The organism is Thermoanaerobacterales bacterium, assembly GCA_030019475.1.
Taxonomy (GTDB): domain Bacteria; phylum Bacillota; class Desulfotomaculia; order Desulfotomaculales; family JASEER01; genus JASEER01.
Genome location: JASEER010000023.1, coordinates 1 through 14,694, shown reverse-complemented (window position 1 = coordinate 14,694; position 14,694 = coordinate 1). Strand labels below are relative to the sequence as shown.

The 14,694-nt window shown below is 65.5% G+C and carries 19 protein-coding genes; 17 read left to right on the top strand and 2 right to left on the bottom strand.

Annotated elements, in window-relative coordinates; translation table 11 throughout:
* Positions 1-63 precede the first annotated feature (63 nt).
* The 5 genes from QMC81_07445 to QMC81_07425 all read left to right on the top strand — a co-directional run bounded on the left by QMC81_07445 (position 64) and on the right by QMC81_07425 (position 5,299).
* A complete protein-coding gene (locus QMC81_07445) occupies positions 64-1,329 on the top strand; it encodes an adenosylhomocysteinase (GenBank protein MDI6907302.1) in 1,266 nt (421 codons plus the stop codon).
* Complete coding sequence (locus tag QMC81_07440) at positions 1,326-2,000, top strand: class II aldolase/adducin family protein (GenBank protein MDI6907301.1); 675 nt, start codon at positions 1,326-1,328, stop codon at positions 1,998-2,000. Before QMC81_07445 ends, QMC81_07440 begins: the two co-directional genes overlap by 4 nt.
* On the top strand, positions 1,997-3,292 hold the full coding sequence (locus QMC81_07435; protein ID MDI6907300.1) for an amidohydrolase: 1,296 nt from the start codon (positions 1,997-1,999) through the stop codon (positions 3,290-3,292). Before QMC81_07440 ends, QMC81_07435 begins: the two co-directional genes overlap by 4 nt.
* 188 nt (positions 3,293-3,480) lie before the next feature.
* Positions 3,481-4,659, top strand: coding sequence for a class I SAM-dependent rRNA methyltransferase (locus QMC81_07430; protein ID MDI6907299.1), 1,179 nt, complete (start codon positions 3,481-3,483; stop codon positions 4,657-4,659).
* Between the two features lie 22 nt (positions 4,660-4,681).
* Positions 4,682-5,299, top strand: coding sequence for a LysE/ArgO family amino acid transporter (locus tag QMC81_07425; GenBank protein MDI6907298.1), 618 nt, complete (start codon positions 4,682-4,684; stop codon positions 5,297-5,299).
* Here QMC81_07425 and QMC81_07420 read toward each other — a convergent pair.
* Complete coding sequence (locus QMC81_07420; protein MDI6907297.1) at positions 5,296-6,690, bottom strand: aspartate aminotransferase family protein; 1,395 nt, start codon at positions 6,688-6,690, stop codon at positions 5,296-5,298. The two genes, QMC81_07425 and QMC81_07420, sit on opposite strands and share 4 nt — an antisense overlap.
* Before the next feature lie 153 nt (positions 6,691-6,843).
* Here QMC81_07420 and QMC81_07415 point away from each other — a divergent pair, with 153 nt between their 5' ends.
* From QMC81_07415 to QMC81_07360, 12 genes are all read left to right on the top strand, one after another.
* Positions 6,844-7,194 carry a YlxM family DNA-binding protein gene (locus tag QMC81_07415; protein ID MDI6907296.1) on the top strand — a complete coding sequence of 117 codons (351 nt, stop codon included), beginning with the start codon at positions 6,844-6,846 and terminating at the stop codon, positions 7,192-7,194.
* Between the two features lie 33 nt (positions 7,195-7,227).
* The gene (ffh, locus tag QMC81_07410) at positions 7,228-8,589 is read left to right on the top strand and encodes a signal recognition particle protein (protein ID MDI6907295.1); all 1,362 of its coding nucleotides are present in this window, start codon (positions 7,228-7,230) and stop codon (positions 8,587-8,589) included.
* Between the two features lie 51 nt (positions 8,590-8,640).
* Positions 8,641-8,919, top strand: coding sequence for a 30S ribosomal protein S16 (gene rpsP, locus QMC81_07405; GenBank protein ID MDI6907294.1), 279 nt, complete (start codon positions 8,641-8,643; stop codon positions 8,917-8,919).
* Between the two features lie 3 nt (positions 8,920-8,922).
* Positions 8,923-9,150 (top strand): KH domain-containing protein, encoded by a 228-nt coding sequence (locus QMC81_07400; GenBank protein ID MDI6907293.1) that lies wholly within the window; start codon positions 8,923-8,925, stop codon positions 9,148-9,150.
* 11 nt (positions 9,151-9,161) lie between these two features.
* Positions 9,162-9,596 (top strand): YlqD family protein, encoded by a 435-nt coding sequence (locus QMC81_07395; GenBank protein ID MDI6907292.1) that lies wholly within the window; start codon positions 9,162-9,164, stop codon positions 9,594-9,596.
* Positions 9,593-10,105 (top strand): ribosome maturation factor RimM, encoded by a 513-nt coding sequence (rimM, locus tag QMC81_07390; protein ID MDI6907291.1) that lies wholly within the window; start codon positions 9,593-9,595, stop codon positions 10,103-10,105. The genes QMC81_07395 and rimM overlap by 4 nt, the downstream gene beginning before the upstream one ends.
* Positions 10,102-10,857, top strand: a complete 756-nt coding sequence (trmD, locus tag QMC81_07385; protein MDI6907290.1) for a tRNA (guanosine(37)-N1)-methyltransferase TrmD — start codon at positions 10,102-10,104, stop codon at positions 10,855-10,857. The genes rimM and trmD overlap by 4 nt, the downstream gene beginning before the upstream one ends.
* 93 nt (positions 10,858-10,950) lie before the next feature.
* The gene (gene rplS / locus QMC81_07380; protein MDI6907289.1) at positions 10,951-11,292 is read left to right on the top strand and encodes a 50S ribosomal protein L19; all 342 of its coding nucleotides are present in this window, start codon (positions 10,951-10,953) and stop codon (positions 11,290-11,292) included.
* Positions 11,293-11,357: 65 nt separating this feature from the next.
* On the top strand, positions 11,358-11,888 hold the full coding sequence (gene lepB, locus QMC81_07375) for a signal peptidase I (GenBank protein ID MDI6907288.1): 531 nt from the start codon (positions 11,358-11,360) through the stop codon (positions 11,886-11,888).
* A 42-nt stretch (positions 11,889-11,930) separates the two neighbouring features.
* Positions 11,931-12,803, top strand: a complete 873-nt coding sequence (ylqF, locus tag QMC81_07370) for a ribosome biogenesis GTPase YlqF (GenBank protein MDI6907287.1) — start codon at positions 11,931-11,933, stop codon at positions 12,801-12,803.
* A gap of 43 nt (positions 12,804-12,846) precedes the next feature.
* Positions 12,847-13,635 (top strand): ribonuclease HII, encoded by a 789-nt coding sequence (locus QMC81_07365; protein ID MDI6907286.1) that lies wholly within the window; start codon positions 12,847-12,849, stop codon positions 13,633-13,635.
* A 21-nt stretch (positions 13,636-13,656) separates the two neighbouring features.
* Positions 13,657-14,016 carry a YraN family protein gene (locus QMC81_07360; GenBank protein MDI6907285.1) on the top strand — a complete coding sequence of 120 codons (360 nt, stop codon included), beginning with the start codon at positions 13,657-13,659 and terminating at the stop codon, positions 14,014-14,016.
* 291 nt (positions 14,017-14,307) lie between these two features.
* On the opposite strand, the gene QMC81_07355 is transcribed toward QMC81_07360, so the two are convergent.
* Positions 14,308-14,589, bottom strand: a complete 282-nt coding sequence (locus QMC81_07355) for a DUF1540 domain-containing protein (protein ID MDI6907284.1) — start codon at positions 14,587-14,589, stop codon at positions 14,308-14,310.
* Positions 14,590-14,694 lie beyond the last annotated feature (105 nt).

Below are 14,694 nucleotides of genomic sequence, written 5' to 3'. Positions count from 1 at the left end.
GCTCCCTTTCCACAAGTGCCGGATGGCCGGCGATAAGAAGCGAATAAGGAGGCTTTCCCGGTTTTGAAGTATGAAATCCGTGACCCCGCCCTGGCGGATTCCGGGCGGCAAAAGATCGACTGGGTGCGGGAGCACATGCCGGTTCTGAGGGCGATCCACGCCGAGTTCGCCCGGACGCGGCCGCTGGCGGGGGTCCGTGTTTCGCTGAGTATCCACCTGGAGGCCAAGACGGCCTACCTGGCCGAAGTCCTGGCGACGGCCGGGGCGGATATGGCGGTCACCGGTTCCAACCCCCTCTCCACCCAGGACGATATAGCTGCGGCCCTGGTGGCGGCCGGTATCAGCGTGTACGCCTGGCACAACGCCACCCCCGACGAGTATCGCCGGCACCTGGAAGGCGCCCTGGACTTCGGGCCCCAGATCGTAATTGACGACGGCGGCGACCTGGTCCATTTGCTGCACACCACCCGCAGGGACCTTGCCTCCGGTGTCTGGGGGGGAGCCGAGGAGACGACGACTGGCGTCCTCCGCCTGCGCGCTCTGGAGCGGGAGGGGCGGCTGCTTTTTCCCATGCTGGCCGTGAACGACGCCTACTGCAAGTTCCTCTTTGATAACCGTTACGGTACCGGGGAATCGGCCTGGTCCGGCATTATGCGTACCACTAACCTGCTGGTGGCCGGCAAGACCGTCGTTGTCCACGGCTATGGCTGGGTCGGGCGGGGTATCGCCTTGCGCGCCCGCGGGCTCGGGGCAAACGTCATTGTCACCGAGGTCGACCCGATACGCGCCATCGAGGCGCACATGGACGGCTACCGGGTGATGTCCGGCGAGCAGGCCGCCGGCGAAGGAGACATCTTCGTGACCGCCACCGGCTGCCGGGACGTCCTGCGCCGGGAACATTTCCTGGCCATGAAAGACCGGGCGATCCTGGCCAACGCCGGCCATTTCAACGTCGAGATCAGCCTGCCGGACCTGGAGGCCCTCAGCGTGACCAGGCGGACCGTAAGGCAGAATATCGAGGAGTTCACCCTGGCCGACGGACGGCGGATCTACGTCCTGGCCGAGGGCCGTCTCGTGAACCTGGCCGCCGGGGACGGTCACCCGGCCGAGATAATGGACCTGTCCTTCGCCCTTCAGGTCCTGTCCGCGGTCCACATCCGCGAGCACCACCGGGAAATGGAAAGGCGGGTCTACCGCGTCCCGGCGGACTTCGACCGGCGCGTGGCCGAGATGAAGCTATCCGCCCTGGGGATAACCATTGACCGGCTGAGCGACGAGCAGGAGGCCTACCTCCGCGGCAGCGGGGGCGGGGAGGACGGCGAGGCGTGAGCCTGCTGATCGAAAAGGCCCGGGAACAGGTCGCGCGCGCGGGGAAGCAGATGCTGGACGGCGGGCTTGTCACCGGCTCCTGGGGCAACATCTCCGCCCGCGTACCTAAGGACGACGTCCTGGTCATAACCCCGAGCGGCCTGGACTACGCCCGCCTGCGCCCGCAAGACATGGTCGTGGTAGGCATGGACGGGAGAGTGATCGAGGGCGACCTTAAGCCGTCCACGGAGCTGCCCATGCATCTGGGTATCTACCGTGCGCGCCCCGACGTGGAGGCCATCGTCCACACCCATTCACCGAACGCCTGCGCCCTGGCCGTGGCGCGCGTTCCGTTACCGGTGATCCTGGAGGAAGTGGCCCAGGTGGTGGGCGGGCCGGTGGCCGTGGCGGATTACGCCCCGGCGGGGAGCGAGGCGCTGGCCCAGAGTGCGGTGCGCGCCCTGGCGGGGGTCAATGCCGTCCTGCTCGCCAACCACGGAGTTGTCGGCGTGGGGCGTAGTGTCTCCGAGGCCCTGCAGGTGTGTCGTGTGGTGGAGCGGGCGGCCGGCGTCTACCTTATGGCGCGGCTGGTGGGCGGGCCCGTCGTTCTGGGGCCGCGGGAGACCGAGTCCCTGCGACATTTTTATATCACCGCCTATGGACAGCAGGATGGGAGGACGGGTAGAGCATGAACCTTTTGCTACGGGGAATGACGATTCTCCCGTCGGCTGACGGGAACGTGATCTATGGGGGTGAGATCGCCATCGCCGGTGGGGAGATCCTGGCCGTGGGTCCTGCGGGTTCCTCACCCGCCGGCTTCGTACCGGACGAGGTCATCGAGGCCGCCGGGATGTTGGCCACCCCAGGCCTCGTTAATGCGCATACACATGCGGCGATGGTCCTGTTCCGGGGCTATGCGGACGACATGCCGCTGATGCCCTGGCTCACGGAGAAGATCTGGCCCGCCGAGGCGCGGTTGACCGGCGAGGATGTTTACTGGGGAACCCTCCTGGCTTGCGCGGAGATGATCCGCGGGGGCACCACCACCTTCGCCGACATGTACTTCTTTATGGATGACGTGGCGCGCGCCGTGGCCGAGAGCGGGATGCGCGCCTTCCTGTCGCGCGGCCTGATCGGCTCGGCCCCCAACGGCGAAGAGGCCCTGGCCGAGAACATCGCCTTCGTCCGCGCCTGGCACGGAGGGGGGGACGGCCGGATAACGTGCGCCCTCGGGCCGCATGCCCCCTACACCTGCCCGCCGGACTACCTGCGGAAGGTAATGGAGAAGGCGGCCGCCCTCGGCGTCGGCCTGCACATTCATGTCGCCGAGACGCGCGCCGAGGACGATGAGGTCCGGAAGCGCTACGGCAGGTCGCCGGTCGCCCACCTTGACAGCCTGGGCCTTTTTGACCGGCCGACGCTGGCGGCGCACTGCGTGCACCTGGACGACGGCGACATCGAAACCCTGGCCCGCTGCGGGGTGGGGATCGCCCACTGTCCGCAGAGCAATATGAAGCTGGCGAGCGGCATCGCCCCGGTTACGCGGCTGCTGGAAGCCGGGGCGCGGGTGGGAATCGGCACCGACGGTGCCTCGAGCAATAACGACCTGGACATGATCGAGGAAACCCGCACGGCGTCCTTTCTGCAGAAGGTGGCGTGCGAGGACCCGACGGTCCTACCCGCGCCCCGGGCGGCGGCCCTGGCGACCCTGGGCGGGGCGCGGGCGGTGGGCCTTGATGAATGCATCGGCACCCTGGAGGCGGGCAAGCGCGCGGATATCGTCCTGTGGGACTGGCGCGCCGCGCACCTCAACCCGCCGCATGACACGTACGCCCACCTCGTCTACGCCGCCAAGGGGAGCGATGTCCGGACAGTGATCATCGACGGGCGGGTCGTCATGCGTGACCGGGTCCTGCTGACGATGGACGAGGAAAAGGTCATCGCCGAGGCCGGCCGTTGCGCCAGGCGTTTGATCGGGAAGTAGAGAAGGCGGGGTGTCGTCATGGGTATAGCCGAGATCCTGGTTATCGTTGTCGTGGCCGCGGTGCTTTTCCTAATGCTGCGCGGCAAGGGCGGCTGAGGTTGAGCGCAGAGCGTCCGGTGGACGCTGACGGACAGGCGACAGCAAAACGGAAAACGGGCTTGGGCCCGGGAAGGGAGAACGGCGAGCGATTGAGGACCATCCTGGCTCTTTCCCCGGGGAAGAACCGCCGTGTGCTCCTGGGACATCCCTGGATCTACCGCGGCGAGATCCTGAGGGTGGACGGGAAGCTGGCCCCGGGGGACATCGTGGATGTCGTCGACATCCACGGGCGTTTCATCGGCCGCGGCTATGCCAACCCGGCTTCACAGATCTTCGTCCGCCTCCTGACCAGGCGGCAGGATGAGGAGATTGACCGCGCGTTCTTTCGCCGGCGGCTCGAGACCGCCGCCGCTTACCGGCGGCTCTTCGTGCGGGACACCACGGCCTACCGCCTGGTGAACGCCGAGGCCGATTTCCTGCCCGGCCTGATCGTCGACCGTTACGGCGACCACCTGGTCCTGCAGACGCTGACCCTGGGCATCGACCGCCACAAGGAACTGGTCGCCGACATCCTGGAGGAACTCTTCGCCCCGGCCGGCATTTACGAGCGCAACGACGCGACCGTGCGCGAGCTGGAGGGGCTCCCCCTGCGGATAGGGCTCCTGCGCGGCCGCTACGAAGGTCCCGTAACCGTTGAGGAGAACGGTATACGGCTGGAGATCGACCTGGCCGAGGGGCAGAAGACGGGCTTCTTCCTTGACCAGCGCGAGAACCGCGCCGCTGTCCGGTCCCTGGTGGGCGGCGCCCGTGTCCTGGACTGCTTCTGCTACGCCGGGGGATTTGCGGTCAACGCCGCTTGCTTCGGGGCGCGGGAGGTCGTCGCCGTGGACATCTCCGGGGCGGCCCTGGCCCTGGCGCGCCGCAACGCCGAGTTGAACGGCGTGGCCGACCGCCTCGTGCTGCGTGAGGGAAACGGCTTCGACGTGCTGCGTGAGATGGTGGGCGCCGGGGAGCGCTTCGACGTCGTTATCCTTGATCCGCCGTCCTTTACGAAATCGAAGGAGGCCGTGCCGGGGGCGCTGCGGGGCTACAAAGAAATCAACCTCCGCGGGATGAAGCTCCTGCCCCCCGGCGGTTACCTGGTCTCCTGTTCCTGTTCCTACCACGTCACCGAGGGCCTCTTCCTGGACGTTATCGCCCAGGCCGCGCGGGACGCCGGGCGCGTCCTGCGCCTCGTCGAGTTGCGTCGCCAGGCGAAGGACCATCCGATGCTTCTCGCTTCCCCCGAGACTTATTACCTGAAATGTGCCATCCTGCAAGTCTGGTGAGGGAGGGACAACCGTAATCCCCTTGTTTGGCGCCTTCGTTCATGGACTGATCCTGGCCTTCGGGCTGATTCTTCCCCTGGGAGCGCAAAACACCTTCGTCTTTAACCAGGGGGCCATACAGGGGCGCTACGTCCGCGCGCTTCCCGTGGTGGTCACGGCCGCCCTTTGCGACACCCTGCTGATCCTCCTGGCGGTCCTCGGTGTTTCAGTGCTCGTCCTGGGTTCGTCAGTTATCAAGGGCCTGCTTCTGGGGGCCGGCACCCTCTTTCTGCTCTACATGGGGTGGGTCATCTGGCATACCCGCCCTGCCGCGCCCGGGCAGGATGATGCGGCGCCGTCCATGGGTTTTGCCAGGCAGGTGGTGTTCGCGGTTTCGGTATCCCTGTTGAACCCGCACGCCATCCTCGATACCGTGGCGGTGATCGGGACCAGTTCCTTGAGCTACAGCGGGGAGCCCAGGGCCGCCTTTACAGCCGCCGCCGTCCTGGTCTCCTGGGTCTGGTTCTTTTCCCTGGCCCTGGCAGGGAGGCTGGTGGGGCGGCTGGATCGGTCCGGGCGCCTCTTAACGGCGGTGAACCGGGTCTCAGCCGTCATTATGTGGGGTTCCGCCCTCTACATCGGCCGGCAACTGGCGGGCTAGCTGCGCCGCAGGACGGCGCCCAGCCCGGCGGCGGCCACGCCGAGGAAGCTCCTGTGCTTGGAAAGGACGCTTTCCAGCGCCTCGACCGCGTAGTCAAGCTGCTGCCGGGTTACTACCAGCGGCGGCTCCAGGCGGATGACGTTCGGGTTGTTGAGTGTGTAAATCGTGACTACACGGTGCTTGAGCACCAGTTCCATGGCCACCAGGGTGCCCAGATATTCGTCCGCCAGCTTGTCCAGGGCGCCGAAGGACAGTTTTTTCATCAATCCCCCGCCGGTGTCGGCCAGTTCCAGGCCGATCAAGAGGCCCCTGCCGCGGACGTCCTTTACGAGCGGGTACTTCTCTTTCAGGGCCTGCAGTTTGTTAAGGAAGTAGGCGCCCTTCTCGCATGCCTGGCCCGCCAGGTCTTCCTCCAGCAGGACCTCCAGGGTGGCGATACCCACGGCGCAGGCCAGCCCGTTGCCCCAATATCCGCCGAAGGTCGAGGTGTGGAGCAAGGCCTTATCCAGGGTGCCGTAGGCCTTCTTCCAGAGATCATCGGTAGTGATGTAGGCGCCCGCCGGGATGATCCCGCCGCCCAGGGACTTTGCCAGGCAGAGGACGTCGGGGACCACGTTCTCCGCCTCGCAGGCGAAGACGGTTCCCGTACGCCCGAAACCGGTCTGCACCTCGTCGGCGATGAACAGGGCACCGTGCTTGGTGCAGAGGCGGTGCGCTTCGGCAAGGTAACCGGGCGGCGGCAGGATGATCCCGGCCTCCCCCTGGATGGGCTCGACGATGAAGGCGGCCGCCTTTCCGGTGGCCAGTTCCTTTTCCAGGGCCTCCAGGTTACCGAAGGGCACGGCCGTGCAGTCCGGCAGGAGCGGGGCGAAAGGTTTCTGGTATTTGCTCCGTCCGGTGACCGAGAGGGCGCCGAAGGTCTTGCCATGGAAGGAGTTCTCGCAGTAGATGAACCGCGTGCGGCCGGTGGCGGCGCGCGCCAGCTTCAGGGCGCCCTCCACCGCTTCGGCGCCGCTGTTGCAGAAGAAGACCCGGGTCAGGTCCCCCGGCGCGAGGCGCGCCAGGTTCGCGGCCAAAACGGCCGGGAGGTGCTGCACGGCGGTCTGCATGATTTTAGGGTACTGCTCGACGCGGCGGATGGCCTCCAGGAGGCGCGGGTGGTTGTGGCCCAAGTTGACGGCGCCGTAGCCGCCGACAAAATCCAGGTACTCGTTGCCTTCTGCGTCCCAGAGGCTGGCTCCCGCGGCGCGGACGTACTGGCGGTCAAACTTCAACATCGCCTGGGTCGCGGCCACGGGTGTGCTGAGGTAGGTTTTCCATGTCTCGACAACCTCCGCGCGGTCCATCTGCAACGCCTGCTCAAGGCCGATTAAGTTCGTTGGGCGTTTCATAATCCCATCCTTTCTGGGTTATGGACAATACCTGGACTAACTGTATCTTACACCCAAGGGCGGGCCGAGGCAATGCAAACGGCCGGGTCCGGATCCGGGGCTTGACAGCCGCCGCCTTGGCGCATAGAATAGCAAGGTGTAAAGGGGAGATACTTGATAGGTGCCATGCTGGAGAAACGCCCGCTTATCAACCTCCTCTATGATTTCTACGGCCCGCTGTTAACGGATCGGCAACGGACCTTGATGGAGCTTTATTACGAACAGGACCTGTCCCTGGGGGAAATCGCCGACCAGTGCGGCATCACGCGCCAGGGGGTGCACGACGGTTTGAAGCGGGCCGGCGAGGCCCTCGAGAGGTATGAGGAGAAACTGGGGCTGGTGAACCGGCACCTGGCCCAGCGTGAGCGACTGGAGCGGCTGCGGGCGGATCTGGAGAGGATGACCGGTCCCGAGACCGAACGCATCCGTAACATGCTGCGGGAGCTTTTGGGATACGAGGGTTAGGACCGAGGATTACTGCGGGGCGAGGTGAGCCCGATGGTTTTTGCCAACCTATCCGACAGACTTCAGGAAACCTTTAAGAAATTACGGGGTAAGGGGAGACTTACCGAGGCCGACGTTAACGAGGCCTTGCGCGAAGTACGCATGGCCCTTCTGGAGGCCGACGTTAACTTCAAGGTGGTCCGCGACTTCGTGAACACAGTGCGCCAGGAGGCCATCGGGCATGACGTGATGTCCAGCCTCACTCCGGTGCAACACGTGATCAAGATCGTGCACGACGAGCTGGCGCGCCTGATGGGCGGGGAGAACGTCAGGCTGAACCTGGCCTCCCGGCCGCCGACGGTCGTCATGCTCGTCGGCCTGCAGGGCTCCGGCAAGACGACGACCTGTGCCAAGCTGGCCAACCTGCTGAAGAAGCAGGGCCGGCGCTGCATGCTGGTGGCCTGTGATATCTACCGGCCGGCGGCCATTAAGCAGTTACAGGTGCTGGGCGAGAAGCTTGACGTCCCGGTCTTCAGCCTGGGCGGCTCCAGCGCCCCGGACATCGCCCGGGCCGCCGTGGAACAGGCCCGCAAGGGCGGGAATGACGTCGTGGTGATCGATACCGCCGGGCGGTTGCACATCAACGAGGGACTCATGCAGGAGTTGGCCGACGTGAAGGCGGCTGTTCAGCCCCATGAAATCCTGCTGGTCGTCGACGCCATGACCGGGCAGGACGCCGTGACGGTGGCCGAGGCCTTCAACCAGCGCCTGGGCTTGGACGGCGTCATCCTCACCAAGCTTGACGGCGACACCCGCGGCGGAGCGGCCCTGTCGGTCCGTGCGGTGACCGGGCGGCCGATCAAGTTCGCCGGGGTCGGCGAGAAGCTGGACGCCCTGGAGCCCTTCCACCCCGAGCGGATGGCGGACCGCATCCTCGGGATGGGCGACGTGATGACACTGATTGAAAAGGCCCAGGCCTCGATCAACGCCGAGGAAGCGGCGCGCCTGCAGCAGAAGCTGAAGAGCGCCGACTTCAACCTGGACGACTTCTTGGAGCACCTGCGCCAGTTTAAGAAGCTGGGGCCCATCGAGGAGATCCTATCGATGATTCCCGGCTTCTCCGGCATGAACAAGAAGCTCCGGGACCAGCTGCAGTTCGACGAGAAGGACCTCGCGCAGGCCGAGGCGATCATAAGCTCCATGACCCCCTGGGAGCGCGGTCACCCCGAGAGGATCGACGGCAGCCGGAGACGGCGCGTGGCGCGGGGCAGCGGCACCAGTGTCCAGGACGTCAACCGCCTGCTGAAGCAGTTCGAGCAGACGAAGAAGATGTTCCGCCAGTTCACCGAGATGCAGAAGGCGGCCAAGGGGAAGGGCAAGGGCAAGATCCGTTTACCGAAATTCCCGTTCATTTAGAGATAGGCAGGAATCAGGCTACCTTTTGCAGTTGGAAGGGAGGTGACATGGATGGCGGTTAAGATCCGGCTCAAGAGGATGGGGGCGAGGAAAGAGCCTTTTTACCGTATCGTGGTGGCCGACTCCCGTTCGCCCCGCGACGGCCGCTTCATCGAGGAGATCGGGTTCTACGATCCCCTGGGGCGGCAGGCGCAGTTGAGAATCGACGAGGATAAGGCGTTTGCCTGGATGGCCCGCGGTGCCGAACTCACCCAAACCGTTAAGTCTCTTTTTAAGAAGGCGGGTCTGCTCTCCCGGTCGGCCCAGGCAAGCGCCGGGGAAAGGGGATAAGCTATGAAGGAGCTGGTCGAGATCCTGGCCCGGGCCCTGGTGGATCGTCCCGAAGAGGTCAGTGTCACCGAAATAGAGGACGAGAACGGCGTCATTCTGGAACTGCGTGTGGCGCCGGACGACATGGGGAAGGTTATCGGCAAACAGGGCCGCACGGCCCGGGCCATCCGCACCCTCGTCAAGGCCTCGGCCACCCGGCAGCATAAGAGGGTGACCGTGGAGATCGTGTGAGGGGGATCGCCATGGAGAGCATTACCGTAACCAGGCCGGTGACCGTCAAGGTCCTGATGACGGATTCCTACCGGAAGGAACTCCTGGACCAGTGTGAGCGCATGGCGGCGCGCCTGGACATGGAGTTGAAGCGGCTGGACTTCGATATGAAGAGGGCCCTGGCCGAGGCCGGCCCCGGGCAGGAGTATACGGTCCGCCACCAGTACGACGCGGAGCGGCGCAAGCGTCTGGACAGTAAACAGAAACTGGCTGAGCAGATGCAGGCCGCGCGCGAAGTCGCCGACGGCACCGAGTTGGTGGCCGGGCGCGTTGAAAGCATGGTTGAGGTCCGCGTCGGCGACGACTGGCGCAAGCTGGCGATGGTTGAGATCCTAGTGGAAAACGGCCGGGTGGTGGCCATCCGTGAAGGATCGCCGGGCATGCCATCCCCGGCGGAAGAGGAATGAACCCGGACTTCATCACAATCGGAGAGGTGGTTAACACCCACGGTCACCGGGGCGCGGTCCGCGTGCTGCCCCTGACCGACTTCCCGGAGCGGTTTCAGGACTTGAAAGAGGTCATTCTGACCCGGGACGGCGAACGCGTAACGATGCACATCGAGCGGGTGGCCTTCCAGAAGAGGTTCGTCATCCTGAGCTTGCGGGAGGTTCCTGACATGCACGCCGCGGAGCGTCTACGGGGCGCGGTCCTCCAGATACCGCGGGAGCAGGCCTACCCGTTGCCTGAGGGACGCTACTACCTGTTTGAAATCATCGGCTTGCAGGTTTTCACTGCGGACGGCGAACCGCTGGGTACCGTGGTGGATGTACTGCGGACCGGCGCCAACGACGTCTATGTGGTGCGCGGCGAAGCGGGCCGGGAACTGCTCATCCCGGCGCTGAAGAGCGTTGTCGCGGAGATCAACCCCGACGCGTCACGGATGGTGGTCGACCTGCCGGAGGGTTTACGGGAATGATCATTGACATATTGACCCTGTTTCCGGAGATGTTCGCCGGCCCCTTCGATGTCAGCATCATTCGACGGGCGCGGGAGCGGGGGCTGGTGGAAATCAACCTGGTAAACATCCGGGACTTTTCAACCAACCGCCACCGCACAGTCGACGACACGCCCTTCGGCGGCGGCGGCGGGATGATTATGGGCCCCGAGGCGATTCACCGGGCCGTGCAATCCACCAGGGAGTCCCCTGCCGGGGACCGGGAGGGCCCGGTGGTCCTGCTCTGCCCCCAGGGGCGCCGGTTTACGCAGGACGTCGCCCGGGAATATGCCGGTTACCGTTCCCTGGTCCTGGTTTGCGGTCATTACGAGGGGATCGACGAACGGGTGCGCGAGCTGGTGGCGGACGACGAACTGTCACTCGGCGATTTTGTCCTCACCGGAGGGGAACTGGCGGCCATGGTGGTGGTCGACGCCGTGGTACGGCTTCTGCCCGGGGTGCTCGGCGAGCCCGGCGGCGCCGAGGACGACTCCTACGCCGGCGGCCTGCTGGAATACCCGCAGTATACGCGCCCCCGGGTCTACGAGGGGCGGGAGGTGCCGGCGATCCTGGTGAGCGGGCACCACGGGGCCATTACCTCGTGGCGCCGTGAAGAGGCGCTGTTGCGCACCCTCGTCCGGCGTCCGGACCTCTTGGAAAAATCGGCATTAACCGAGGCCGACCGGGCTTTCCTGGCCCGCCTGAAGCGGGCCCTGGGGGAACTCGGGCTGTGAAGGGGGCCGGGCTGCCTTTATTGCTCCCGGACGGAAGTTTGTGGTACAATACCCGTTGGTTGTGACTAGGAAATCGGAGGAGGCATCCTGAGGATGAGCCTTATACGTTCCGTAGCAGAGGAACAGATGAAGAATGACATCCCCGAGTTTAGACCCGGGGATACGGTCCGCGTCCACGTCAGCGTGGTCGAGGGGAACCGCAAGCGGACCCAGGTCTTCGAGGGGGTCGTTATCCGGCGTCGCGGCGGAGCGCTGGACGAGACCTTTACCGTCCGCCGCGTCTCTTACGGCGTGGGTGTCGAGCGCACTTTCCCCCTGCACTCGCCGCGAGTCGAGCGGATCGAGGTTGTGCGCCGCGGGCGGGTTCGCCGGGCGCGGCTCTATTACCTCCGGGGCCTGCGCGGCAAGGCGGCGCGCATCCGGGAGAGAAGATAGCTTAGAGAAAGGGACTGCGGGGCAGTCCCTTATTGCACTTTTCGGCGTTTGGGGGGAGAGTCTTCTTGCCTGCGATTGGCCGCGAACGAGGATCGGTCCTTGGCGAGTTGTTCGAGTCCCTGGCGATTGCCGTTATCCTGGCCGTTCTTATTCGCCTTTTTATCTTTCAGCCGTTTTTTATCCCCTCCGGCTCTATGGAGCCCACCTTGATGACCGGTGACAGGATCCTCGTCTCCAAGCTGGGTTATTATTTCCACGAGCCGCGGCGGGCGGACGTCATCGTCTTCCGCTACCCGCGCGATGAAAGAAAGGCCTTTGTGAAGAGGGTCATCGGCCTTCCCGGCGAGACCGTGGAATTGAAGGACAGCCGCCTCCTGATCAACGGGCGGCCCGTGCCGGAGCCGTATCTGCCGGCGGGTCTCGAGTTCGCCGATTTCGGCCCGGTCAAGGTACCCCCGGACAGCTTGTTCTGCCTGGGCGACAACCGCAACCTCAGCGACGACAGCCGGGTTTGGGGCTTCATGCCCCGCAAGAACCTGATCGGCAAGGCCGTGGTTGTCTACTGGCCGCTCGGACATTTGAAGGTGGTGCGGTAGACCGTTCGCAGCAGTCTTTGTGCGGTCTGAGGGGGTGAGCCGATGCCGGTCCAGTGGTTTCCGGGCCATATGGCCAAAGCGGGGCGTCAGGTCCGTGAGAAGCTAAGGCTGTGCGATGCCGTGTTCGAACTCCGCGACGCCCGGATCCCCCGCTCGAGTGCCAACCCGCTCCTGGACCAGCTCCTGGGGGATAAGCCGCGGGTGATTGTGTTGAACAAAGCCGACCTGGCCGACCCCTCCGCGACCCGGGCCTGGATCGCAGCCCTTACCGCCGTCGGTTATCCAACGCTCAAGGTCGATGCGGTTCGCGGAGCGGGGATCGGCAGCGTGGCCCGCGCCCTGCACTCCATCCCCCCCGGCCGGCTTCCCGCCCGGCTCCTCCGCCCCCTGCGCGTAATGGCCGTAGGCATCCCGAATGTGGGCAAATCGTCCTTCATCAACCGCCTTGTGGGGCAGCGGGCGGCACGGACGGGCAGGCAGGCGGGTCTCACCCGCGGCCCGCAGTGGATCCGCATTGCCCGGGACATTGAACTGCTGGATATGCCCGGTATCCTCTGGCCGAAGTTCGAAGACCCGGAAACCGGCATGCGGCTGGCTGTCTGCGGCGCCATAAGGGACGATGCCTTCTCGGTCGTCGAAGCCGCGGAATGGCTCCTGGGCTGGTTCCTGGCCAACAGCGCAGCCGCCCTGCGGCGGCGGTTCAGGCTGCCGGCCCTCCCCCGCGACGGGGCCGAGCTTTTGCCCCTTATAGCCATCCGGCGGGGCCTGGTCATGCACGGTGGGAGGCCCGATGTGGAGAAGGCCGCCGTGGCTCTGCTGAAGGAGTTCCGCGAGGGCCGTCTGGGCCGTTACACGCTCGATGCGCCTCCGGCCTGGCGTCCGGAGGAAAGCGGGACACCCGGCCCCGGGGTTTGAGCCTTCCCCCTCGCCTTAAAGTGCTGGTTCGGGGGGTTATGACTTGGACCTTTCCCGGTTAAAGCTTGCCGAGATCAGGCGCTTGCTGGCGGAGAAGGATCCTGATGCGGCTCTGCTGGAGGCCCTTGCGCGCGACCCGCGGGCCGGCGCGCGGGAGATTTACCGGCTCCAGGCCCGCCGCCTGGAGCGGGCCGCTTCAGAAGCGGGCCGGGTGGAGAGCCTTTTCCGCGAGGAATTCGCGCTTGTTCGGCGCGGCTACGAGTACATCGCCGGGGTGGACGAAGCCGGGCGGGGGCCGCTGGCCGGGCCGGTGGTGGCGGCGGCGGTGATCCTACCCGTACCGGCGATAATCCCCGGGCTTGACGATTCCAAGCGCCTCGCGGCGCCTGTGCGGGAACGGGTGGCCGCCGATGTGCTCCGGCAGGCGTCGGCCTGGGGGATCGGTCTTGCCAGCGTGGAGGAGATCGACGACATCAACATCCTGCGGGCGAGCCTCTTAGCCATGCGCCGGGCCCTGGCGGTGATGGGGACGGCACCCCAGTGGGTTCTGGTCGACGGCAGCACGCCTATCGCCGACCTGCCCTGGCCGCAACGCCCTCTTGTCGGGGGTGACGCTACGAGCGCTTCGGTGGCTGCGGCCTCGGTCCTGGCCAAGGTCTTCCGCGACCGCCTGATGGAAGAGGCGGACCTGCAGTACCCGGCGTACGGGTTCGCGGCACACAAAGGCTACGCTACCAAGGCCCACTACCGGGCCCTTGCCAGGTGGGGTCCCTGCCCGCTGCACCGGCGGGCTTTCCTGCCTGCGCCCAGCCTTTTCCCAGATATGAGCTGACCGACGCGGGGGGTGGGGCGTTTGGAGCGGAAGGAACGGGGGATACAGAGCGAGGCAACGGTGGAGGCATACCTGAGGCGTCAGGGCTACCGGATCCTTGCCCGCAATTTCCGCTGCCGGATGGGGGAACTGGACCTTGTCGCGCTGGATGGTAACGAGTTGGTATTTGTTGAGGTGCGCTCGCGCGCCTCAACCGGTTTCGGCTTGCCGGAGGAAAGCGTCGCGCGGCGGAAACAGCAGCGCCTGCGCCGCGCCGCCCAGTGTTACCTGCTGGCGACCGGGCAGCCCGAGGCTTTCTGCCGCTTCGACGTCGTCGGCGTGGTCCTGGACGGGATCGGCCGCGCATGCCACATCGAGCATATCAAGGATGCCTTCCGGTAACCCCGGGTGGGCGTGAGTACTTCGCGGGGCGCGGTGACGTTCGGGCGTGGCCGGATGGAGGGTTCATCTTGATCCAAGCGCCGGAACCGACCCTGGCGGAAAAGCTGCTACTGCCCGGCCCTGGATGAAGAGAACCTCGGAACCCGGGTTCCGGAGTCTCGTTTTTGCGTTATGGCGGCAGGCCGGGGCGATCGCCCCGGCCTGCCATAGCCGTGAAAGCTAACGTACGGGACCCGTCTCGTCGTTGATGATGCCTTCGACGATGGTATCGGTCGCCCCGCCGGTATACCTTCAAGTGGCCTGTGGGCCGCCCGCCTTCATCTGGGCGCCGCCCTTTGTGACGCCGTCGACGCGGACCTTGCCGGAGCCCTTGGGAACGAAGGTCTTGCAGCACGTTTCCATACAGGTGTTGGCCGGGGTGGCCTGGATGCTCTGGTGCTTTGGGGCGTCGATATTGTCGGGCAGGTTATCGGCGGCGGAGTCCGAGGTGACCATGATCTTGTTCGCCTCGCACCTGTTGCCCTGCCCCCAGTAGTGGCAGGAGTTGACGCTGCAATAGATCTCCTGGGGCATATGTTAACCTCCTTAGATCGTTTAGCCCTAGCTTTCCGGAGATCGGGGCGGGGTATGCGGGATTATTTCTCCAGTTCCGCCCGTTCGCTACCGTAAGGCCCCCGG